A 23414-nucleotide genomic window follows, 5' to 3' on the forward strand; every position below is an offset into this window, starting at 1 on the left:
ATAAAGGATAGTAAAATAATAATGCTAGTAAATTTGATTATCTTTCTGTTATTAATATATTTTAGTAGATAGTATATTCCAATTGATAATGTAAGCCCTTGTCTAAGACCACTAAACGTCCATACTAAGTAGTAAAAACAAAAATATAACAACATAGACAATGTAGGGTTTTTGCTAAAATTTTTGCATGTTTTAAATACAAAAAATAAATTGATTGACGCTATTATCGATATATAACCTTGATAAGGAACATTCAAACTTTTAAAAAATGAACCAATTAGTCTAAAACCTAATTCTTGATTGTCCAAACCATAGTATAATTCAGTTATAAGGGAATCACTTAATCTAGAATACAAATACTGATACGCAAAAAAATCTGCGCCAATCCCATATCGTAGATACGCTAAAATAGCTAGAGCGCTGCTAAAAAAAATAAAAATAATTTTTCTTTTATCGTTAATAACCGAACATATTAATCCAAGAATAAATATAAGATAAAACATAATAATTCCCCTCAATCTATGATTCCCAAAGAAACGACATGAATTATCCAATAACAACATCTAATAAACTTAATAGTTTCTTTTCGTTTACCTGAGCAACACTATTAAATTCAACTTTTTTATGTTTTATTTTTTCATTCAATATACTTTCCATTAAAAAAGCAAGTTCGTTACAGTTAAACGGATCAAAAAAATAAGAGTTTTGATAGTTTTCTAATATTTCCCTTGAAAAAGGGCAATTGGATGCTACTATTAATGAACAGTGCATTTTAGCTTCCAATAAAGGTAAGCCATAGGTTTCAATGTATGACGGAAAAAGTAATATAGATTTGGTGTAGAAATCAAATACTTGCTTCCTACTCAACTCCCCAACAAATTCAATTGGAAGATTGTGTTTTTTTATTTCACCAAATAACATTTCAGTATGCTTATTTTGCTTTCTATTTAAAGTAAACACTACTTTATAGTTATTAATTCCTTTTTCCTTTAATTGTTTACAGGAATTAATTATAGCGATATGATTCTTATAACTAAATCCACTTGCCGGATAAAAAAAAGTTGAAAGTGTATGATCATCAGCTTCATAACACTTACTTACTTCATCATAAATTTTAGGCGAGATTATACTTAAATTCTCAGCAGAAACTCCTGTTGCTTTTATACATGCATCCCTCATCCATTTTGTTTGAACTATTGTATTTCTTGCTTTTTTTATCGACTTTTTTATTTTCCATCCTATTATATTTTGATATATCCAAAAACGTTTATTTTCTCTAAACGAGAACTTATACTCTACAAAAGGTAATGACTGGTGCAGATACAAAATTTGATCGATTTTTGTATTTGGAATAATTATATTCTGCAAAGAAAATACTTTATCTATTTCATTTTTTGTTATTAGCCTAGGTGCTACAAAATAATCGAAATAAAGTCTATGAAACCAGCTTTTCTTTACCCATGGGAACTTCAAAACCTTAATATTTGAATCTTTTTTTAATGAAGCCTTACCCAGTACAAAAATCCAGTTTATATTTTTATCTTCATGTTTCAAAACATCTGAATAAAATTCTTTTAATACTGATAGTGCCCCCATGCTCTCAGCAGGAACATTAAACACCATTATGTTCATTAGTTATTCCCTTTCCCCCACACAACCTTGTTTATTATTTTTGCATAACTTTGAATAATCTTTACTACCTTTACTGAAACATTCTCATCCTTATAGTCCGTTGCTACTAAAGTCTTTTCATTATTTATCCACATATCTCTACTTAACTCAACAGCTTGTACAATATCTTTTTCCCTTATCCCGCCAATTATTACAGTTCCTTTATCAAGTACTTCTGGCCGCTCTGTAGATGTGCGAATTAAAACACCCGGAAAACCAAGAATCGCTGACTCCTCAGACAAAGTACCACTGTCGGAAAGAGTACAATATGAATTCAACTGTAACTTATTATAATCAAAAAAACCAAATGGCTTCAGTTGGCGAACCAATGGGTGAAAATTAAAATTTCTTTCTTCAATTTTTCTCCAACTCCTAGGGTGAGTGGAATAAATAATTGGTAATTGGTATCTTTCTGCAATATTATTGATAGCATTCATCAATGAAGAAAAGTTTACTTCATCATCAATATTTTCTTCACGATGGGCAGAAACTAGAATATATTTTTCTTTTTCAAGCTTTAGCTCTTCTAAAGTTTTACTCTCTTCTATATTCTTCTTATAATGTTTTAATACTTCTGTCATCGGGGAGCCTGTAACAAAGATATGTTCTTTTCTTATCCCTTCAGACAGTAAGTATCTTCTACTATGCTCCGTATAAGGTAAGTTAATATCAGAAATGTGGTCAACAATTTTTCTGTTAATTTCCTCAGGGACATTTTGGTCAAAACATCTGTTTCCTGCTTCCATATGAAAAATAGGAATCTTAAGTCTTTTTGCAGAAATTGCACACAGCGCAGAATTAGTGTCCCCCAGAATTAAAATCGCATCTGGTTTTTCTTGCGCCAGCACTTCGTATGATTTAGAAATGATATTGCCCATTGTTTCACCCAAATGCTCGCCTACTGCATTTAAATAATGGTCAGGTTCTCTTAACTCCAACTCGTTAAAAAACACTTCGTTCAGTGTATAGTCCCAATTTTGGCCTGTATGAACTAACTTATGATTAAAATATTTGTCACAGGCTTTAATAACAGAAGATAACCTGATTATTTCAGGTCTTGTACCTACTATAGTGATTAGTTTTAATTTAGACACTTTCAAACCTCCAACCAATATGTATCAGGTCTAGCAGGATCGAAGACTTCGCAAGCCCAAAACAGGGTGATAAGATCTTCTTCTCCTAGATTCTCAATAGAATGTGTATACCCTACTGGAATGTCTACTACTTCTGGAGTTTCTCCGTCAACTTTGTATTCAATAATTTTTTCAGAATTTATTTGTCTAAATCTTATAACAGCTTTGCCTTGTAGTACAAGAAACTTCTCCACTTTCGTATGATGCCAATGATTTCCTCTAGAAATACCTGGCTTAGTTTTTGAGACAAATATTTGCCCCATACTATCCGATTTAATAAATTCTGCCAGCCAGCCACGATTATCTACCTTTTTATTTAATTTATAAGAGAAATTATTTTCCTCTAAATAAGACAAATAAGTAGCATACAACGCTCTATCAAATTTGTCCTCGAGCGAAGGCATCTTTAATGTATCCCGATTAGCTTTAAACAATTGAATTTTTTCAGCTAGCTCTCCAACCTTAATACATTTTGTAACAGGAAGATCGATAACGTCACTGACACTATCCACTTTACCTTCAATAACTTTAATAAACTCTTCAACTACATCAACAATATAAGCTAAATTTAATTTAGCTTCAGCATCATGAATCACTATTTCTTCATCCCTGGCAATCTTATGGACAAAAGTAGCAACAACCGAGTTATAGTTTGGCCTACACCATTTCCCAAATATATTAGGCAACCTATATACGAATACATTTGTCTTAGTATCATGCCCATATTGGAAAACTACTTCCTCAGCTAACTTTTTGCTTTTACCATAAGCATTATCTCTTCCAACCTGAATAGATGATGTAAAGAGTACCGGTGTGTTTTTCCCATTTTCCTTCAGCAAATTTACTAATTGAGAGGTAAAGCCGCTATTACCTTCGTAAAATTGCTCATCACTCTCTGGTCTATTAACACCAGCTAAATGACATACAAAGTCACAACACTTCGTATATTCAACCAGAAGTTCTTGGTCTGTATCCTTATGATATTCTAGTATATTTTGGTACCCTCTATTTTTCAATTCAGCTATTAAATTCTTACCTATAAACCCTCTTGAGCCTGTAACAAGAATTTTCACAACTTATTCCAGCCTTTCAGCTCGCTTTGTATATATTCCAATGACAACAACTTTTCCTTTATCTGCTCAACATTTAGTCTTTCTGTGTTATGGGAATTATACTCTTCAACTGTTTCCAGCTCTGTGTCCCCCTCTGTAAAATACTTATCATAGTTTAAATCTCTTTGATCTGCTGGTACACGGTAGAAACCACCAAAATCTTCAGCAACTACTTTTTCTTCTTTAGTCAGTAGTGTCTCATATAATTTCTCACCATGGCGAGTACCAATAATAACAACTTCGTTGTTTGCATTAAAAATTTCTTTAAGTGCCTGAGCCAAGTCTCCAATAGTTGAGGCTGGCGATTTTTGAACCATAATATCTCCTGCCTGAGCATTATTGAAGCCGAATATGACCAGTTCAACAGCTTCCTCTAAACTCATTAGAAACCTCGTCATATTAGGATCAGTTATAGTTAATGGCAGACTTTTCTTTATTTGTTCAATAAATAAAGGGATTACGGAGCCTCTGGAGGCCATCACATTTCCATAGCGAGTTCCGCTTATTAAAGTCCTTTCTGGTGAGATTGTTCTAGACTTCGCAATATAGACTTTTTCCATCATTGCCTTTGAAATCCCCATGGCGTTTATTGGGTATGCTGCCTTATCTGTTGACAGACAAATAACTTTTTTTACTCCTAATTCTATGGATGCTGTTAAAACATTCTCTGTTCCAATAACATTTGTCTTGACTGCTTCTATAGGAAAAAATTCACATGAAGGGACTTGTTTTAATGCCGCAGCATGGAATACATAATCCACTCCATATAAAGCATTCTTTACACTCGATAAGTCTCTGACATCTCCAATATAAAATTTCACCTTATTACTTTTATAAATTTTTCTCATATCATCTTGCTTCTTTTCATCCCTAGAAAAAATTCTAATCTCTTTAATATCTGTATCCAAAAATCTTTTAAGAACAGCGTTACCAAATGAACCTGTTCCTCCTGTAATTAATAGAGTTCTATCTTTGAACATCGATAACATCCTCACTTGAGTAAATTCTACTAAGTAATTTGTTCAACTTTTGCAAATAAATAGACTTCGAATAATTACTATAATAGTATTTTTTCGCATTCAATCCATACGTGTGCCTTTGATCTAATGTCTCATTCGCAAATTGTTTGATATTTTCTGCTAAACCGTGATAATCTTCAGCATTACAACACTTTCCGCAACTAGACTCATGAATTACAATTTGTGTTTCTCCGTCTATAGCACCAATAATTGGCTTTCCAGCAGCCATATAAGATTGAACTTTATTAGGTAAGGTATAAGAAATAATCTTGTTCGCTTTTAGAGTTATTACAAAAGCATCAGCTAATGAATAAAATTTAGGCATTTCAGTTATGGGATGTTGTCCGTGAAAAATAATATTTTCAAGACCAAGTTCACTTGCTAGCTTTTCACATTTGAATTTTGACGAACCATCTCCAACTATATGGAAAATAATTTGCGAATTCTCTTTCAGTTCATTAGCTGCGTATATAATCGTTTCTACACTCTGCATTTCACCAATATTTCCTGCAAACAGTAAATTAATTTTCCTTGTATCGGATGTTACCTGATCAATACTTTCAAACAAAGATTCAGCATACACAGGGAGATGCGTGATCTTTTTATTAATTTTCAAATCTTCATCAAAGTATTTTTCAAACAACTTTGAACTTGTAAATAACTCATCTGCATTACTATAAATCCATTTACTTAGCTTAAATAGAATTTTGTATATTCTGCTGTCAGCAGAAATTCCTGCTGATGCAATACTTTCTGGCCAAAGATCGTGCGAATAGATTACTAATGGTTTTTTAGTTATCTTTTTCAGAAGAATTGCTGGAATCGCCATGGTAACTGGAGACAGTTGGTAAACAAGAATTACATCAAAATTTTTTTTTATAAACAATGCCTTACATACCGCGCTTATTGCAAAGCTTATGTAATTCAAAGCCAAACTGAGTTTTGTATTTCCACGTCCGATGAGCCAAGAACGTATAACTGTGACACCATTTACTACTTCTTTGCGATTTTTAAAATTCTTATACCTTTTATCAACTATTCCGTTGGGATAGTTAGGAAGACCGGTTAAAACAGTTACATCATGCCCTTGACTAGCTAATTCATAACAAATATCATTTACTCTGAATTGCTCTGGATAGAAATACTGGGAAACGACGAGTAATTTCATCTTCCGGCCTCATTTTTTATTTTACTTTTATATTCTTGAACTTCCTCAATGATACCCTCAGAAAATGCAACCGGGTTATAGTTGAAATCTTTTGTCGCCTCAGCATAACTGAATACTTTGTCTTCTTGCATCCGTAAAACTTGCTCTACAGAAATAATCGCTCTAGTTGTAATGGCATTATATATTTTTGCAGCAATTAAAGACAGTTTCAGTGGAATTTTAACAATTGTATTTTTTTTATTTAATGCTCTAGAAACACATCTTACTAACTCGATATATTTAATAGGTTCTTTACCAGAAAGATTATATTCTTTGTTTAAAGTACGATCTTTATTTAAAATTACATCATAGTAGGCCATTCCCAAATCTCTTGCATGAACAGGCTGCATAAGGTTATTACCTTGACCAAACATCGGGAAAAACTTATGTCTGCCTAAATAGGCTACTAGCTTATACATATTTCTGTCACCAGAGGAACCATAAATCATAGTAGGTCTCAGAATTGTCATACCAAGTTGGTTTTTCTTTCTTAAAATTCCATCCTCAATTTTGATATACTCTTCTGATGCACTTTTATAACTTGAATATCTCCCTGTTGTATGAACATAAATTACCCAAGGAATTTGATTCATCAAAGCAGCTTCAGTTACATTATTGGAATGCAAAATTGATGCTATATGTAAAACAATTTGCGATCCAGACATTGACTCCTTCAAAAAATTCAAATCATCTAAACTTCCATATACTTTCTCAATATTAAGTCCAGAATTATCAAGAATGGAAGTATCACTATTCCCCCTAACCAAACATCTAATAGGTTCTTTGTAGTTCTCAGAAATAAGTCTCTCTATAAAAAACCTTCCGGTATGTCCAGTAATCCCTGTTACATAAAGAATATTTACCGCCCCCTTATTTAAAAACTCTAGCGTGACTCTGCTTTTTCTCGATGATGTTTTATTCCTTCTCGTACGCCTTCACTTTTCAAAACATTAGAAATTGTTTTGAAAAGGATATTTATATCGAAAAGAAAATTCATTTTACCAACATACTCTCCGTCAAACCTTGCCTTTATTTCAATGGGAATCTCATCTCTCCCATTAATTTGCGCCCAACCCGTCAATCCCGGCCGAATATCATTAGCTCTATATTTATCTCTTTCTGCAATCAAATCATACTGATTCCACAGTGCTGGCCTTGGCCCTACAATACTCATCTCTCCCTTAAGAATATTTACAATCTGAGGCAGCTCATCCAAGCTGCTCTTTCTTAAGAATCGACCAAGCTTCGTAATGAAAACATCCGGGTTTTGCAGCAAATGGGTCGGCATATCACTAGGTGTATCCGTTCTCATCGTTCTAAATTTTAAGATATAGAAATGTTTTTTATTCTTTCCGACCCTTTTTTGTCTAAATAATACCGGTCCCTTAGAGTCCAGTTTTATTAATATAGACAAAATAATGAATATTGGTGAGAGTACCACCAGAGCAACAAAAGAAAGAAAAAAATCAATGATTCTTTTGTACGTCATATATTTCATCACTTAGCAATCATCCTCTGCTACTTTTCATCCTTTACCTCATCATACTTCCTGCCCTGACTAACCCCATACTTCTTAGCAATTGCAATTAGTTCATTATATTCATCTTCAGAAAGCTTCTCTAGCATCAATGTCCTGGCTTCTTTTTTCTTAACTTTAGAGAGTCCGCCACTAGCCAACTGCTGAAGTGTCTTAATATCCTCCAAACTTAGTTTGGCTAGCAAAATGGAAGTGACTTTTGCCTTCTCAGATACAGTAGCTGTTTCCTGAATCTCCCTGGCTTTATCTACAGAAACGTCAGGATTATATTTCTCTTTCCCTTTGGTTTTCACAGGGGAGTCCTTATCCTGTCCAGTCTCATTATTGTCTTCTTTGGTTAAAGAATTTCTACTATTTTTCGAAGTGTTATTTGAAGTAGTAGTTCCCTCTGAATTTTCAGATATCTCATCCGATTCAGAAGGAATATCTTCCTTCTCAAACTTTGTATCTTGTTGCTTTTCATCGCGTTCAACTTCTGTACGGCTATTAAGCATCGAGCTTTCCGTTTCGGCGATCATACTATTTGAGAAGGAAGACAATAACCTGTCCATCAAATAATTTGCTGTGATCAGACCGCTTATCCCTAGAACTAATAGAATAGAGAACACCGCAATCAAGATTTTATGCCAACGTTTCATGTAAAGTGTCACTCCTTTACCATCATCACTTGGTTCAGTCTAAGACACATTCTCATACATCGGGACCAAATTCTCAATCACATCCCGGACAGATCCTTGATCGTCCAGGATGATTTTCTCCAAACGCTTGAACTCCAGCTCCAGATGAGCGCGATTAATATCGGTAGGCTTGCCTATGTATATCCTGTCATGTTGTGTGGAGTCTACCGTTTCTTCACTGGTCAGCAGCTCTTCAAATAATTTTTCGCCTTCACGAATTCCCGTAAATTCAATTGGGATTTCGGTATAGGGCTCGTAACCGGACAATCGAATCAGATCCTCCGCCAATGCTACAATTTTAACCGGCTTACCCATATCGAGCACAAAGATTTCCCCGCCCTTGGCGAATGATCCGGCTTGAATAACTAACTGTACAGCTTCAGGAATTGTCATAAAATATCGAATCATGTCCGGGTGTGTCACGGTTACAGGGCCGCCCCGAATAATTTGTTCTTTAAATCTTGGAATCACACTGCCGCGGCTGCCTAATACATTGCCAAATCGAACAGCTACAAATTTCGTCTTGCTTATCGCATCCAAGCTCTGCACATACATTTCCGCAATTCGCTTGGTTGCCCCCATTATGCTTGTTGGATTGACGGCTTTATCAGATGAGATCATAACAAAGCGCTCTGCACCATACTTATCTGCACAATCAGCAACATTCTTGGTACCAAAGATATTGTTCTTAACAGCTTCTGTCGGATTCCTCTCCATTAGAGGAACATGTTTGTGTGCTGCCGCGTGAAAGACAACCTGTGGACGGAACCTGTTAAATACCTGCTCCATACGCTCCCGATCCTGAATATCTGCAATAATGGTCTCAATGTGGAGCCACGGAAACTTCGTTCTCAACTCCATTTCAATCAGGTAGATGCTATTTTCTCCATGTCCAAGCAGAAGCAACGTATCTGGAGTAAACGTTGATATTTGACGGCACAGCTCAGAGCCTATCGATCCCCCGGCTCCTGTAACCAAAACAACCTTTCCCTGTACGTAATTTGCTATACCTTGAAGATCACTCACTATAGGGTCTCTCCCAAGCAAGTCTTCTACTTCAACATCGCGAATGGCCTTGACGGATATTTTGCCAGTAATCAGATCATTAATAGCCGGAATCATCTTCACCTTAGCACCAGTGGCCAGAGCTAAGTTAATAAAATTTGAAATTTCCCTTTTTGGAGCCGACGGCATAGCAATGATAAACTGCTCGATATTAAATGTCTCTGCTATTCGATGAATTTCATTTCTTGAACCGAGTACAGGTACACCGAGAATATGCATTTTCTGTTTCTCTGGCGCATCATCTATGAATCCTAATAATTCCCAATCAGTGAATGCCCGATTAGTCAATTCTCGGGCGATCAATACCCCGCAATCTCCAGCCCCGATGATAACAACACGCAACTTATCCCCGTGCTCACGGTTGCGGTTGGAACGGAATACTCTCCAACCAAACCGTACAGCCCCCATCAATATGAGCATTGTTTCTAACGTCCAAATCACGATTGCGATGGATACCATTTCTTGCAGAAGCAATATAGGGATAAACCAGGATAAAATGCCACCGACAGCGACAGCTTTGACAATACCAATAATCTCCCCGATACTCGCATATTGCCACACCCTATGGTACAGCCGGAAATAATAAAGGCTACCACCACAAAACAAGGTTGAACCCAGCCCATATACCAGCATTTGAGTGTAATACATATCCGGAATAGTACTGCCAAATCGCAACAGATATGAAATGTAAATACTAAACCAGATAATAGCGATATCTACTAATAATAGAACTGAGAGTCTCCACCTTGTGTTCATGGCTTCCCCCTTGCTTGATTAGCGGCACAGATCATCTTGTTCTAATTACGCCTGGTCACCCTGTCCATAATAATAGTAATAGTAACCGGATTCGCCGCTCTTGCGTTTTACGTTATTCATCACAACACCAAGAATTCTGGCATTGACATTTTCCAGGTTCGCTTTGGCTTTCATGGCTGCATCTTTCTTCACGCTGCCATAATCGACAACTATAATGACGCCGTCACTCTTGGAAGCAATGATCTGCGGATCGGTAACAGCCAGCAGCGGCGGTGTATCAATTAATATAATATCGTAGTTTTGACGCAACTCGTTCAGCAGCACGCTCATGCGTCTGGATGCCATCATCTCTGCCGGATTCGGAGGAATCGGACCTGAGGTAAGGACTTGCAAATTCGGGATATCGGTATCTTGTATGATTTCATGGTAAGTCGCTTGCTGGGCTAATATAGAGGATAGGCCATGACGGTTAGACATTTGAAAGGTGTGATGCGCAGTTGGTCTTCTCATATCTGCATCGATCAAGACAACCCTTCGCTCCGTCTGTGCGTACGTAACAGCGAGATTACTGATAGTGGTGGATTTCCCCTCGCCTGGACCAGCAGAAGTAACCATAATAATTTGTACTTGCTCATCGATGGAAGAGAAATCAATATTTGTGCGTAAAGTCCGATAAGACTCAGATATAGGGGAGCGTGGGTTCGTAATCGTAATTAAATTGCGTCCGTTCTTGGACTTACTTTCCAATTGTGACACGTTCCAATTCACCTGCTTTCTTGTAGCTCTGCGTAGCGGCTTTCGCGCCGCTTGCAGTTTTCACATCCTCTTGATCCATTTTTGTAATTACACCTAAAGTAGGAAGCCCCAGATAACGCTGCACATCATCTTCGCTTTTCAGCGTATCATCCAGAAACTCCAGCAGGAATGCAATTCCCACACCCAGCATCAATGCCACCACAAAGCTGATCGCGATATTCAGTGGAATATTCGGAGAAACCGGGGCTGGAGATGCATCAATCTTGGCTTCATTAAGGATCGACACGTTCTCGATCTTGAACAGTTGCGGAATCTCGTTCTTGAATATGAGAGAAACAGCATTAGCAATTTCCGCCGCTTTGCGGTAGGAAACGTCTTGTACGACCAGGGTCATCACTTGCGTATTATTAACAGAACTTACTTTCACTTTTTTGGAAAGATCCTCTACTGTCAGCCCAAATTGAGGGTATTGTTCAGCTACCTTATCCAAAATAGCAGGGGTCTTGATAATCTCCTTATACGTATCGATCATTCGAATATTGGAATTGATCTGGTTAATATCAAGCTGCTGCGTAATTGCCTGTGAAGCGCTCTGGTTCACAATGATCTTGGTCGAAGCTTCATACATCGGTTTTTTGAAATAGATACTAAATACCCCTGAAGCCATACAAGCTGCAACCACAATCGCAACAATCATCCATACTCTTTTGCGGATAATGCGAAAGTAATCACGTAAATCCAGTTCATTTGACACGTAAATTCCCTCCATGCTGTCTATACATTTTGTTACATAATGTAGCTACAAACGACATAAATCTACAAACTGTAGACAATAGAAACCACTCTCCCCGCATCTGCATGAGAGGAGAGTGGTGTTTTAATAGGCAGATGGATTATTCAGCGTAATTGAATGCGCGGTAGATAATTACGGCTGCCTCAGCGCGGTTAGCTGTGGCGTTTGGACGGAATTGGCCGCCGGCACCGATAATCAGACCTTTGCTGCTTGCAAGAGCCACCCCGGATTGGAGCGTCGAGTGAACATCCTCTGCGTCGGAGAAGTTAGCCAAAGCTGCTTTCACATCTTCAACATCCTTCAGACCTGCAGTTGCTTTCAGGGCACGGGATACCATGGTCGCCATCTCGGCACGAGTAATCGTGGCGTTAGGGGCAAAAGTTGTCGCTGTGCGTCCGTTGATAATGCCGCTCTCTGCCGCTGCTGCAACATATGGAGCGAACCAGTCAGTCGATTTTACATCACTGAAGTTCTGTTTCGCCAAGCTGTTGTCAAGATCAAGCGCTTCTACGAGCATTTTGGCAAATTCGGCGCGGGTCACGCGATCTGCAGGTGCAAATACGCCCTCTTTCTTGCCCTGGATGATGCCTTTTGCAGCAAGAACCTGAATCTGACGACCTGACCAAGCTTGTACAGATGAAATATCATTAAACGATACTTTGTTTTCTACAACAACATAAGAGGAAAAGCTGTGACGAGCTGCAATGATTGCATTCTCACGGACTTTACCGCCTACGAACTGCAATTTATCATCGACAATTTTGGCAACTGTCAGAAGATCGGTATCCAGGTCGGATACATTCTTGAGCGGAATAGAGATGGCAATCGGTTGAGCAAACTCAGTAACTGCCTGACCGTCAAGCGTCAATCCGAACTCATATACCTCGGAAGCCACAGGCAGTGAAGTTGTATCTTCTGTTGCAGCGCTCTTCTTGATATGAAGTCCAACATTTTTAGAGAATGCGGCTGTTGTTGGAACCTCCGCGGCGAATCCGCTGAAAGATATTTTGAAGGAAGTAATGCCACTAGCTTCAAGCTCTTTCACCAAATCTGTTGAAAACTCGGTTGCAACATTGTTTGTAGACACGGAACCGATATCTATCACGGCTACCAGCTTAGGCAGGCTGGCTTCTGCTCCCGGAGCCACTTCCTTAAGTGCATTCACAATCTTCTTGGTTCCTGAAGTCAAGGAAGACAGATCGGACTTGGTCAGGCTTAGTGTAGCTTCGTCGCCTGATACGGCAACTTTGCCGGACGCATCAAATTTTAAAGTGGTCGTTAACGCTTTAGAAGCAATTTCAACCGCTTCTTTGATCAATGCTTCCTTGGCCTCGCCGGTTGCGTTCTCGATAGCGGCCTTCTTGCTGTTCAGATCCTGGACAGCTTGGTCTGCAGGGCTGCTAGCACCGCCGCCTCCGCCACCACTACCGCCTCCGCTACTCTGGCTTGTCAGCGTTAAATTTTTCTCCAACACTACCCATTGGGTGGTTTTAATTTTCGCACTGAGTGTTACTGTCGTGCTGGAATTTGCTTTTACTTGAGGAATACCGTTGACAGTGGTCAAGTCAGCATTGCCGCTAACTTTCGTCCAGTCCAGAAAATTCGCAGGAATTTTAATATCCAGCACTTTGATGTTTGAAATTGTCTTTGTCAAGCCATCTGAAGAAGTTGTAATATCGCCCAGTTCAGTCTCTGTACGAACGTAAGCAATAGCAAGCGCCTTTGTCGCAGCATTAAAATGGCTAAGCTCCGGCAACAAACTGTTAGCGACACTCGTCAGATCTGCAACCGTAACTCCAGATGCCCTCCACTTATTAATCAACTGGCCAATTTCATTGTTCTCAGAACCAATAGCGTTAATGATGCCGGCGACCAATTGGACTTGCTTGTTCTTGTCCGACAATAAAGCTTGTATGGCAGTTATGTCTAAATCACCGGACTCATCTTGAATGGCAGCTTTCAATTGACCTCTTGTAGCCTTTACAATGGAGTTTGCTATTTTCTCAGCTTCAGCAATTGTCAATTCGCCATTATAACCAGCCGCTCTGGCAAGTCTCTTCACCGTAGCTTTGTTATTTTGCACAAACGCATCCAGGTTTGCAAGGTCTGGATCGTAAGTCAAAGCAAAAATGTCACGAATCAACTTAAACAGATCTTGCCTGTCAGCTTCGATATCATCGCTTTCCAGCTCTGCTGCAATTTTCGCCCAGAGCGGATCAATGACTGCCTGATGATCTGAATATTTGAGTAATGAAATCTCAGTTCTCAAATCCCTGACATCCTGTGCATTACCTCCGGCTATCAAGGCTGCGCGGATATCCTGCAATTTAGCACGGTAATCAAAAGCAGCAGCACTGGCCACCTGCACAAATCCGACCTTCTCAGCCAGACCTTTGTTGCTGAGCGGAATACCGGCAAAAGCGGTTACAGCCATGCTCGCGGCAATTGTCGTTACCACCAGTTTTTTCTTGAAAGTCACGAACTCTCACCTCTTTTATTTTTTTGAAATTGACACCAAGCATCCCGAATTATGTATCTCCCCTTAAGATTTTAGCACGCTAAAAAGTAATGCGTCAATTAGTAGCGGAAAAATCTGGAAATCCCTCTCCAGATCTTAAGGTTTTTTTTATCCAATTCGGATGGCAAATCTTCCAGAGAACGGCCATTTACAATATGCTCTGCATTGCGCTCGTAATAGACTCTCCAGGATTTCCCCAGTTCTTTTTCCACCCTGTCATACGCTTCGCGCAGCCTGAAGTTTCGCTTTTCAATATGATGCGCATCCGAAGCGATAACGTGGACCAGACCTTTCTTGCAAAGTTGCCAAGCGTTTCGCTCGATCTGCCGGCCGAATCCTCCAAGCAATGAATGTGTGGTCATTTGCCCGTAAGCTCCTGCTTCTAACAGCGCTTCTAACAGCTGCGGGTCATTGACAATCTCTTTATTCCGTTCAGGATGAGCAATAATGGTCCGCAATCCCAATATGGAGAGCTCATGAATCAGCTCCGCCATATTCTTCGGGACAGCGGATGAAGGCATTTCGATCAGCACATAATCTGAATTGCCCAATGGCAGCAGTTCTCCCCTGGACCAGGCTTCAAGCAAATCATCATGTACTCGAATCTCCTGCCCCGGGAGTACCTGAAGCGCGATGCCTTCGGAAACCAGACGTCTGTTTACCTCGGAAGTCAATTCTCTTACCTCAGCGGCGTAATTCCAATATAACCGGCTGGCATGATGCGGTGTCGCGACAATTGTATGTATCCCATCCTCAACCGCTGCTCTGGCGAGCTGCAGGGTATCGTCCCAATCTTTTGCCCCATCATCGGCCCCAGGTAAAATATGACTATGTATATCAATCATCCCAAGTATCCTCCCCGATGCGATATGCTTCCTATTCTAGCATATTGCAACAGGCATACCCAAATTCGACACCCTCTGCCGCTTCGGATGACGACTGGTGTTGAACGTATTGCTGGTCCTCTGGAGATCATTTTGGCACAATTCATTTTCTATTACCCTGGCAATTATACCTTGAAACACTTCATCTTGAATTTTTCCAAAAAATCTATATTCAACATGTCATCCTTGACAGGCGATTGCTTCGTTTGGTGCAAAATTCGAGACTGTCCGATGCTATTTCCCCATTTTTATATACTGATCTCTCTGTCGCTTACTTGTCTAATCAATTCTGATTCATTCCGCTCGGTAGAGGTGAGGAGATTTTTAACTTTACTTTCAAAACTCATCTATTATACTTACCTGTCACCAACATGCCTGTCAGGCGCGGCCTGTGCTGTGAATCTCTAGCGTCCATTCACATCTACCCGTTTCGGACAACACCGCGCCCTGATGTGTTCTATTCTTGCTTGGTTTTGTTGCTGACAGGATTGGAATTATTATAAATGAGTTTTCTGGGCCGCTTGCCAACCTTGATCCAGACCTTGCCGTGTTCATCCTTCATGAGTCGGATTCCCAGCAGCAATAACGGCGTTTTGATTTCATGAAAGTAATGGTATGGCATCTCATCACCCCTTCTACTACTTAGAATAGTGGAAGAATGAGAGCGCAACCAGTGTTGAATGTCATACTTTTGTCCTATGACATTTTAATAGTTGGCTTGCATCAGCTTAACAATGGCCTCTGCTCTGCTGCCCACGTTCAGCTTCCCGTACAGGCCGCTGATATAGTTGCGTACGGTGCCGTCGGAAATGTTCAACTGTTTGCCAATTTCGTTGTTGCTCAGCCCCTTCACCATCAGACGGGCCACTTCTTCCTCCCGCTCTGTCAAGCGCGGCAGACTGGGCTGGAGTTCAGCGGCTATAGCAGCCTTCTGCTCCAGCTCCCGCAAGCGATATGCCAGCTTCTCCGCAACGACGCCCTGCAGCATGAAGCGCCCCGCTGCAGCATCGCGCACGGATGCCAGCAGTTTGTCACCCTCCATATCCTTCAGGATATAGCCGCTCGCCCCGCCGGCCAGCCCTTCAATGATATATTCGTCTTCGATGAAGGTCGTCAAAATCATCACCTGAATATGCGGAAAATTGGCCTTGATGCGCTTCAGTGCGGAAATCCCGTCCATGACCGGCATTTGCACATCCATCAGCACCAGATCCGGCATCAGCGCCCGTGTCAGCTCGTAAGCCTCCAGCCCGTTTTTCGCCAGTCCGACGACTTCCATATCGCCTTCATATTCCAAAATCAGCTTCAATCCTTCCCTCGTCGGAAACTGATCGTCGGCTACGACGAGCCGATAGCGGGATTTCTCACTGTTCTGCATAATACTGCTTCTCCTTTGAATTGGTGTAAGGAAGGGTAATGCGCAACAGGAAACCCGTGTCCTTGGATGACTCAATGGACAACCTGCCGTTCAATGCTTCCACGCGCTCAGTCATCGCCGTCAGTCCAAAGCCCGGCGTCACCTGCTCCGCCCCGCGGCCGTTATCCTGGAGCATGAATTGCAAGTGCTGCCCCTCATCACGCAGGACGAAATGAAAGATCGTGGCATCGCCGTGACGAATAGCATTGGTCATTCCTTCCTGCAAGGCATGGTAAATCACATGATGATAGACGCGGTCCAGCTCGAACAACGGATCAATCTCGGCCTTTACCGTGATGCCGGCATTATGCTCGGTAATGGCGATGAGCTGCTGGAGCGATTTCACCAGATTGTCGCCTTCTGCCTCTTTGAGCATATGAATGGAGCCGCGAATTTGGTTTAATCCTTCCCTTAACAGATTCTGTACCCCCTGCAGCCGCTGCAGGGCATCTTCCGGCTTGTTTTGCATCTGCCTTTTGGCCGCTTCAATCTGGAGGAGCGTGGAGGTAATTGCGTGACCGACGATGTCATGGACATCCGCCGCAATCCGGTTGCGATCCAGCTGAATGGAGGCCTCCGCCAGCGCCGAGGCTGTTTCCCGGATCGAAAGCTCCAGCGATCGCGTCCGCTCCTTCACCTGTTCTTCCAGCGTCTGCTTCAGCCGTTCGGCATTGGAATACAACTGGGCATTCTCAATCGAGATCACACATTGAGAACATAGCACCTTGAGCACATCCAGCCGCTCCGGCGTAAATACGCCAGCCGACAAATTGTTTTCCAGATACAACAGACTGATCATCCTGCTGTTCTTGATCATCGGAATACACAGTACCGATTTCATCTGCTTTTCCTGCACGTAAGGGAGCGAAGCAAATACCCCTTCCCGGGACGCATGATTCAGCACGACGACTTCTCCGGTCCTCGCCGCATAACTGATGATTGCAGCGGGCACATCACCGGCCTGATCGAGCCGCACCCGCTCCAGCCGCACATCCGTGCCTGATGAGGCCATGGCTTCAATAAACAATTGATCCTTCGTTTGAAAAATGAGCGCGCCCTTCTCCGCCCCTGCATTTTGCATCAGCGTGCGCATCAGCCCGACAAGCAGTCTGTCCATGCGCATCTCCCCGGAGATGGTCTGTGCCGAACTCATAACCGCTTGATAATCAATACTCCCGGACAAGGAAGACTGATCGATAAAAAGCATATGCCGGTACTGCTTCAGCAGCTGCGACGCCTTTTCCAGAGCGCCCCACTGGATATAAGCCTGATAGGCCTGGGATAAATACGCTCTGGCCAGATGAGGCTTGTCCTGGTCGATATAGAACCGAAAGGCATTCTCCGAGACAATGGCCAGATTATGCGTGTACCCGCCCTCGCGCGCAGAGTCGCATGCCTTCTCGTACAGGCTCGCCGCCTGCTTGGCCTTGCCCGTAATCCTGGCCAGTTCTGCCGCCATCATGAGGTATTTATTCTCGTAGTTCTCCGGGCAACGCTTTGCATAGCGTTTAATTTTTCGCAGGCTGCTTCGCATGACGTCAAGGAAAGACTTGCGTTCGGTATCTGTGACAATCGGGTAGAGCTCCGCCATAACCAGGAAATGATACAGACCGAGAGCGGACATCTCGATTTCTTTTTCCTCACGCGAGCTGGTAACTGCTTTTGCCCTCAAAATATAACTGTATGCCATCTCATATTGGCCAAAGATGTAAGCTGTGATATACCCGAACATACATACGGATTCCTCCAGCACCGTATTCCGTTCCCACTCCTCGTTAAGCACAAAGTCCGGAGCAAGAATATCCACCTCTGTGAACAGATCTTCCAGATTCCGCTCCCCGATTAGTTTGGATAGGATCGCCGACAAAATTGCCGCAAGCCTGGAGTGGCTCAGGTCTCTGCTGTTGCTCAAAAATTGGGCGTTGCGTATAAGCAGCGTATAAATCTCGCCAAGCGGCCTGCCAAACAGAAACATCAGTGCGCAAGTGAACAGGACACTTTGCTCGGCATGCCACAGACTTGCCGATTCCAGGCTGGCATGCTCCGCGTGCTGTATAAATGCCTCCAGCAGACTCGGCTCGTGTCGACGCCAGCTGTCAAAGCACAGGGAGAAGACATTGGACTGAATGCTCCTCATGGCGGGATGAGCCTCCGACAACTCATAAGCCAGCTTGCCCCATTCATAGCCGTCACGGTAATTTCGTTCCGCCAGCGTGCTGATCAGCGCAACGCCGGCAAAACTGGCCGATGAATCCGGTGCGAGACCATGCCTGAGCGTCAGATCGACCATCATCAGATTGGAGAATGCCCAGACATTCGCGTCCCTGGTGAATCTGGCATTGCCGGAATAGTTAAAGATGGACATAATTGCCAGCAATCTGCGGTCCTTCATTGCAGGCAGTTCCCTAATCCGGTTGCGATGGCGCCCTCTCAGTCTCCATTTCAGGCGAATCCATTGTGCAAGCAGCCGGGTCATGCTCACCTTCTTCGGAAGCTTGATTCCTAGCATGAGCAGGGCCTCATCGGCAAGCTGCAAGGCCTTGGCATTGTGACCACGATTGGATTCAAGCTGAATCATCGTAATGTAAATTTCCACTCGGTCCATATCTGTCGCTGCCTTCACCAGCAGGATGTCAAACAACCGGTAAGCGACCTCATCTTCGCCGCACAGCAGCTCACACATCGCTTGGCGGCTCAGCACCCGGAAAGTCAAATCGAAGCAGCGCTCCCAACCCTCCTCCCCGATCAGCTGCGCTGCCTCGCGGGAATATCTCAGCGCCTGTTCCCACGCTGTTGACTGCAGCGACTTCCATCCCGCCTGATCATTGAGCCTTGCAAGCTCCAGCTTCTCTTCCCATTCAACAATTTGTGGCTTGCACTGATTCAGATGGATGACGGCCTCGAATATTGCAGGGTCCGTATCGCTGACCGCTCTTTGCTTCCACAGTTGTCCTACGGCATAATGATAGTCCCCCCTGCTTGACTCGGGGACAAGCGCATGACAGTCCTGGCGAATGCGATCATGAGGAAAAGCAAATAACGTTGCTCTCGCATTCTCTCTGCGGTCTACCTGCAGCACTCCATGTCGAACCGCTTCCATCAAAGCAGAGATCGCGCCCTCTCTGGAGTTGCCGCACAGCTCTTGCAGCATGGACAATTCGAATCTCCTGCCGAGAAAGGCCGCCCATGCGAGCAGTTCCAGCGAAGCTTGCGGCAATGCGGCCAATCTTCCTGCCGACCATTGACCAAGTGACTGGAGCGGCGATTCCATTTCCCTGATTCTCGTCATATCCCATTTCCAGGAACGGGTCAGCCTGTTGTAGCTGAACATTCCCTGATCCGCTCCGTTTTGCAGCAGCGTACGAAGCAGCAGCGGGTTGCCCCCTGTCTTCTCCGTCAATACCTCGGTGAGCTCCTGCAAACTGTCTGCCGATGCTCGAAGTGTATCCGCGAGCAGTTGCTCTACAGCTTCTTCCCTGAGCGGGAGGAGCGCAACCCGGGTGATCGCCACCAATGTCATGTTCGCTTCCGGCTCCCATTTTCCCCATGGCGTAATCGCCTGCTCCCCTTCCCGATACGTGCAGACGAGCCTCATGCTGCCTCTCCTGCGACTGAACAGTTGTTCAATAAGCTGCAGCGATGCCTCATCCGCCCATTGCATATCATCGAGGAAAATTGTCAACGAATAGTTAGCGTCCGAAAATAACTGGATAAATGAGCGCAGAATCTGGTGGAAGCGGCTCTTCTCCTCCATGAGGGGGAGCGGCTGCACTTGCGCCGGCTCTCCGATCAAAGCTCTGAGCTTCGGCATCCAGTTGATCAGAAGCTGCCCGTATTCTCCAACCTGCTCCTGTATGCGCAGCCGCCACAGCTCCAGATCATCCTTGTGCTGGATGATCAGTTGGGTCACCAGATCCTCAATGACCTGAATCCAGGCAAAGTAAGGAATATTGGCGGAATGAAGCTCGAATTTGCCCGCAAGGAGCAAGCCATGGCTCCCGATATGACCCAAGGCATCCCATACAAGCGCCGTCTTGCCCATTCCCGCCTGACCGCCCACCAGGACAATATCAGCCGGCTCATCCGCGGTAAGGTCCAGTATCTGCTTCAATCTCCGCTGCTCGGCTTCCCTGCCATAGATATGCTGCGGAATGCTCCACACTCCTGCAGTATTCTTCGGCGGCAGGGCAAAGGGCATGACAATCCCCTTCTCCTTAAGCTGCACCAGACATTCTGACAGGTCCTTGTGTACGTCCGAGGCGGTTCCATAGCGCTCTTCCGGCGCTTTCTCCATACATTGCCTGATAATATCCGATACGGCCCAGGGGATCGCCGCTTCTTGCGCAGAAACGGATGGCGCCTGATTGGCAATATGCGAATAGATCAGCTCCGTTGCATTCTTCGCCGTAAATGGTGGATGGCCGGTCAGCCATTCATAGAGCGTCACGCCCAGACTGTAAACATCAGAATGGTAGCCGGACTGCCGGTTGAACCTGCCAGTCTGCTCCGGCGCTATATAGGCCAGGCAGCTCTGGTCCAAATTCGGTCCTGCAGCCGTCGAAGGAGGACTCTCTGCCAGGTAAGCTGTCTGGAAGCCGAGCAGCCTGACTTCAAGCGTATCCGGATGGATGAGGATATGGAACGGGTTAATGGCATTATGGATAATCTGCCTGTGATGCACACGGGCCAGACAGTCTGCCGTATCGGCCGCGACGCCAAGCAGCCGCAGCAGCCCCAGCTCCTCCAGAGGCCGAACGTCCTTGCCGCCTTGACCCTTATTGAACAACTGCTGCATCGGCGTACCGCCAAAGTCTTCCAAAAGCAGATACGGGCGGTTGCCGTCATGCTTCAGCTCAAGCGGTCTGACCGCCCCGCGTCCGCCAAGCAGCCGCAGCATTTCGAATTCATGCTCATAGCGGCCCATGGCATCTGCAGGCGGGTAGGCATCCCGGGTCGTCTGGCACATAACAACCGACTGGTCACGCAAACTTTTCAGCCTGTAGAGGATTGTTTCTTCATTTTCTGCAATCCGCCCGATTAATTGATAGCCCGGCAGCTCCATCTTGATCCTCCTTCGCCTGTTGGCTCGGCTTTAGCCGATACGCTGCAATACCTTGTCCGCCTTCATGATCAGCGCGCTTCCGTCCACCCCGTCCGAGGGATAGTAGCTGACCCCCATACTAAGCTCAACCTGCACGGATTCCTCACCGTAATAAAAGGACGCCTGATTGGCAAAGCAGCTGTACAAATGCCGCATCGTCTCCTCCACGTAAGCGACAGACGGCATCGGCTCAATCATGATGGCGAACTTGCCGCCGCTGAGCCGCGCAGCCATGCCCATAGAGCCTACAGCCTCCGTAATCATGACGGCCATATGCTTGAGCGCTTCGTCCCCCGCCTCATAGCCATAACGGTCATTCAGTTCCTTGAATTGCTCCAGATTCACCACAATCACCGCAAGCAGTTGATTACGCTGCGACGCCTTGCCGGTTGCTCTGTCCAGACGCTCATAGAACAGTCTGCGGTTCGGAAGCTGGGTCAGCGGATCATGATAAGCGAGAAAGGCAATTTGCTCCTGGTGCGCCTTTTGCAGCGTAATATCCCGAATAATGAGCATGACATGAGGTTCACTGCTCAAGGAAACATAATCGCCATCGACCAGAACATCGATACGGGCATTTCCGTTGTACAGGGCCGTTTCCATCGACCGGATCTCCTGTTTGCCCTGAATGCGTCCGTGCAGCTCTTCTCCCCCAAGATCGTTAAGCCCGGCCCGCGCCAGATGAACCTCATGGAACAGTTGCCGAGCTGCCGGATTGGCCTCCCTGACTCTGCCGGACTGCTTTACAAGGAGAATCGGAGACGGGTTCAGATTGAACAGCTTCTCATACCGCTTATGATTAAAGTCGAGAAAATCATACTTTTTCATTGCCAGCCATACCGTAGAGCACCAGATAATGCCGCCGTAGATAAAGGGGTAAGGAGGCAGAACCCCTTCATACGAGATAAACCCGAACACGACATGCCAGGCAATGACCAGCAGAATGCCCGTAATCAACAGATTGATAATACCGCGCTGCTCCTTCGAAATGGAAACGGGGCGCTTTTTGATCAAAAGAACCACATATGCCATACTAACCAATATGCTGAGCGAGAACGTCCAATAATAGTTGGTATTGTACAGAGGCCATTTCCATATTCCGCTCTGAACGAATTGCTGGGAAGCAGCCAGGTCCCGGTAATTCAGAATTATGACAGGGAACAGCAAAAAAGGCGTATAAAAAAGATAAGGGTACAGCGGTTTGGACATCCATTTTCCCATACCCACAAACTTGGAAAAAAAATGAAATCCCAAGCTCGGCAATGCAAGCCCGACACTCCCGAACCAAATAATGCTCAGTACCCCGCTATATTCAATAGGAACTAAAAATCTCAGAGCTTCCTCTACAAACAGAAGCAAATAACAGGTGCTAATCAGGCTGGCCAGCAGATGCTCGGTCTTCTTCGGATTGCGAAGCAGCACTTTAAGGCCAATATGTATAAAAAAACAAATCGGTACTATGTAGGCTAGCATAAAACCAACAGCTTCAGAGATGCGCAACACCTTTCCCTCTTTTCAGGTACAAATTAGGTCTAACAGCTCTGTCGGATCATACAAAGGTTCTAGTTATAGTGTAATCGATTTGCGTCTTTCTGTAACTAGGCAGAATCGTGAAAGCCCTTGTCAAAACAACTGTTTTCATTCGCAAGCGGCTGCTTCAATCGTGAACGGCTTGGCCGTCCCTGCCGGAACTATAGCCAATAAAAAGAGCCCATAGCCGACGTTGCCGACATGGACTCTATATTCATCAGATGCAGGTATATAAGTT

The 23414-nt window shown here is 43.7% G+C and carries 18 protein-coding genes; all 18 read right to left on the reverse strand.

Translation table 11 applies throughout. The features are described 5' to 3' along the window. Window positions 1-503: EpsG family protein (locus JFN88_RS11910; protein ID WP_199019522.1), on the reverse strand; the 503-nt coding region annotated here is incomplete at its 3' end. 43 nt (window positions 504-546) lie between these two features. Beyond that, window positions 547-1632, reverse strand: coding sequence for a glycosyltransferase (locus JFN88_RS11915; RefSeq protein ID WP_199019523.1), 1086 nt, complete (start codon window positions 1630-1632; stop codon window positions 547-549). Further along, window positions 1632-2765 (reverse strand): non-hydrolyzing UDP-N-acetylglucosamine 2-epimerase, encoded by a 1134-nt coding sequence (gene wecB, locus JFN88_RS11920; protein WP_199019524.1) that lies wholly within the window; start codon window positions 2763-2765, stop codon window positions 1632-1634. Before wecB ends, JFN88_RS11915 begins: the two co-directional genes overlap by 1 nt. 2 nt (window positions 2766-2767) lie before the next feature. Then, window positions 2768-3877 (reverse strand): polysaccharide biosynthesis C-terminal domain-containing protein, encoded by a 1110-nt coding sequence (locus JFN88_RS11925; RefSeq protein ID WP_199019525.1) that lies wholly within the window; start codon window positions 3875-3877, stop codon window positions 2768-2770. After that, window positions 3874-4896, reverse strand: coding sequence for a polysaccharide biosynthesis protein (locus tag JFN88_RS11930; protein ID WP_199019526.1), 1023 nt, complete (start codon window positions 4894-4896; stop codon window positions 3874-3876). Before JFN88_RS11930 ends, JFN88_RS11925 begins: the two co-directional genes overlap by 4 nt. Then, on the reverse strand, window positions 4883-6103 hold the full coding sequence (locus tag JFN88_RS11935) for a glycosyltransferase family 4 protein (protein WP_199019527.1): 1221 nt from the start codon (window positions 6101-6103) through the stop codon (window positions 4883-4885). Before JFN88_RS11935 ends, JFN88_RS11930 begins: the two co-directional genes overlap by 14 nt. Continuing rightward, on the reverse strand, window positions 6100-6999 hold the full coding sequence (locus JFN88_RS11940) for an NAD-dependent epimerase/dehydratase family protein (RefSeq protein WP_199019542.1): 900 nt from the start codon (window positions 6997-6999) through the stop codon (window positions 6100-6102). The genes JFN88_RS11935 and JFN88_RS11940 overlap by 4 nt, the downstream gene beginning before the upstream one ends. A gap of 26 nt (window positions 7000-7025) precedes the next feature. After that, a complete protein-coding gene (locus JFN88_RS11945; RefSeq protein WP_199019543.1) occupies window positions 7026-7640 on the reverse strand; it encodes a sugar transferase in 615 nt (204 codons plus the stop codon). Window positions 7641-7660: 20 nt separating this feature from the next. Then, window positions 7661-8317 carry a hypothetical protein gene (locus tag JFN88_RS11950; protein WP_199019528.1) on the reverse strand — a complete coding sequence of 219 codons (657 nt, stop codon included), beginning with the start codon at window positions 8315-8317 and terminating at the stop codon, window positions 7661-7663. Between the two features lie 39 nt (window positions 8318-8356). Next, complete coding sequence (locus JFN88_RS11955; RefSeq protein WP_199019529.1) at window positions 8357-10177, reverse strand: nucleoside-diphosphate sugar epimerase/dehydratase; 1821 nt, start codon at window positions 10175-10177, stop codon at window positions 8357-8359. 45 nt (window positions 10178-10222) lie between these two features. Continuing rightward, entirely contained in the window at window positions 10223-10933 is a 711-nt protein-coding gene (locus JFN88_RS11960) for a CpsD/CapB family tyrosine-protein kinase (protein WP_332908469.1), read from the reverse strand. Further along, entirely contained in the window at window positions 10914-11687 is a 774-nt protein-coding gene (locus JFN88_RS11965) for a YveK family protein (protein ID WP_199019530.1), read from the reverse strand. The genes JFN88_RS11960 and JFN88_RS11965 overlap by 20 nt, the downstream gene beginning before the upstream one ends. Window positions 11688-11826: 139 nt before the next feature. Next, a complete protein-coding gene (locus JFN88_RS11970) occupies window positions 11827-14205 on the reverse strand; it encodes an S-layer homology domain-containing protein (protein ID WP_199019531.1) in 2379 nt (792 codons plus the stop codon). A gap of 98 nt (window positions 14206-14303) precedes the next feature. After that, window positions 14304-15089 (reverse strand): tyrosine-protein phosphatase, encoded by a 786-nt coding sequence (locus JFN88_RS11975; RefSeq protein WP_199019532.1) that lies wholly within the window; start codon window positions 15087-15089, stop codon window positions 14304-14306. Window positions 15090-15585: 496 nt separating this feature from the next. Continuing rightward, the gene (locus tag JFN88_RS11980) at window positions 15586-15750 is read right to left on the reverse strand and encodes a hypothetical protein (protein ID WP_199019533.1); all 165 of its coding nucleotides are present in this window, start codon (window positions 15748-15750) and stop codon (window positions 15586-15588) included. Between the two features lie 84 nt (window positions 15751-15834). Next, window positions 15835-16506: a response regulator gene (locus tag JFN88_RS11985; protein ID WP_199019534.1), complete on the reverse strand. Its 672-nt coding sequence runs from the start codon at window positions 16504-16506 to the stop codon at window positions 15835-15837. Beyond that, a complete protein-coding gene (locus JFN88_RS11990; RefSeq protein ID WP_199019535.1) occupies window positions 16493-21607 on the reverse strand; it encodes an AAA family ATPase in 5115 nt (1704 codons plus the stop codon). The genes JFN88_RS11985 and JFN88_RS11990 overlap by 14 nt, the downstream gene beginning before the upstream one ends. Window positions 21608-21637: 30 nt before the next feature. After that, entirely contained in the window at window positions 21638-23149 is a 1512-nt protein-coding gene (locus tag JFN88_RS11995) for a diguanylate cyclase domain-containing protein (RefSeq protein ID WP_199019536.1), read from the reverse strand. Window positions 23150-23414: the final 265 nt, after the last annotated feature.

The sequence above is a fragment of the Paenibacillus roseus genome, from assembly GCF_016424485.1.
In the GTDB taxonomy this organism is placed as follows: domain Bacteria; phylum Bacillota; class Bacilli; order Paenibacillales; family Paenibacillaceae; genus Paenibacillus_D; species Paenibacillus_D roseus.

Excerpts from the sequence above, each read along its gene's own strand:
- JFN88_RS11955 (WP_199019529.1), bottom strand. The coding sequence starts at position 10,177 with ATGAACACAAGGTGGAGACTCTCAGTTCTATTATTAGTAGATATCGCT.
- JFN88_RS11975 (WP_199019532.1), bottom strand. The coding sequence starts at position 15,089 with ATGATTGATATACATAGTCATATTTTACCTGGGGCCGATGATGGGGCA.
- JFN88_RS11990 (WP_199019535.1), bottom strand. The coding sequence starts at position 21,607 with ATGGAGCTGCCGGGCTATCAATTAATCGGGCGGATTGCAGAAAATGAA.
- JFN88_RS11915 (WP_199019523.1), bottom strand. The coding sequence starts at position 1,632 with ATGAACATAATGGTGTTTAATGTTCCTGCTGAGAGCATGGGGGCACTA.
- JFN88_RS11980 (WP_199019533.1), bottom strand. The coding sequence starts at position 15,750 with ATGCCATACCATTACTTTCATGAAATCAAAACGCCGTTATTGCTGCTG.
- JFN88_RS11985 (WP_199019534.1), bottom strand. The coding sequence starts at position 16,506 with ATGCAGAACAGTGAGAAATCCCGCTATCGGCTCGTCGTAGCCGACGAT.
- JFN88_RS11935 (WP_199019527.1), bottom strand. The coding sequence starts at position 6,103 with ATGAAATTACTCGTCGTTTCCCAGTATTTCTATCCAGAGCAATTCAGA.
- JFN88_RS11930 (WP_199019526.1), bottom strand. The coding sequence starts at position 4,896 with ATGTTCAAAGATAGAACTCTATTAATTACAGGAGGAACAGGTTCATTT.
- JFN88_RS11950 (WP_199019528.1), bottom strand. The coding sequence starts at position 8,317 with ATGAAACGTTGGCATAAAATCTTGATTGCGGTGTTCTCTATTCTATTA.
- JFN88_RS11945 (WP_199019543.1), bottom strand. The coding sequence starts at position 7,640 with ATGAAATATATGACGTACAAAAGAATCATTGATTTTTTTCTTTCTTTT.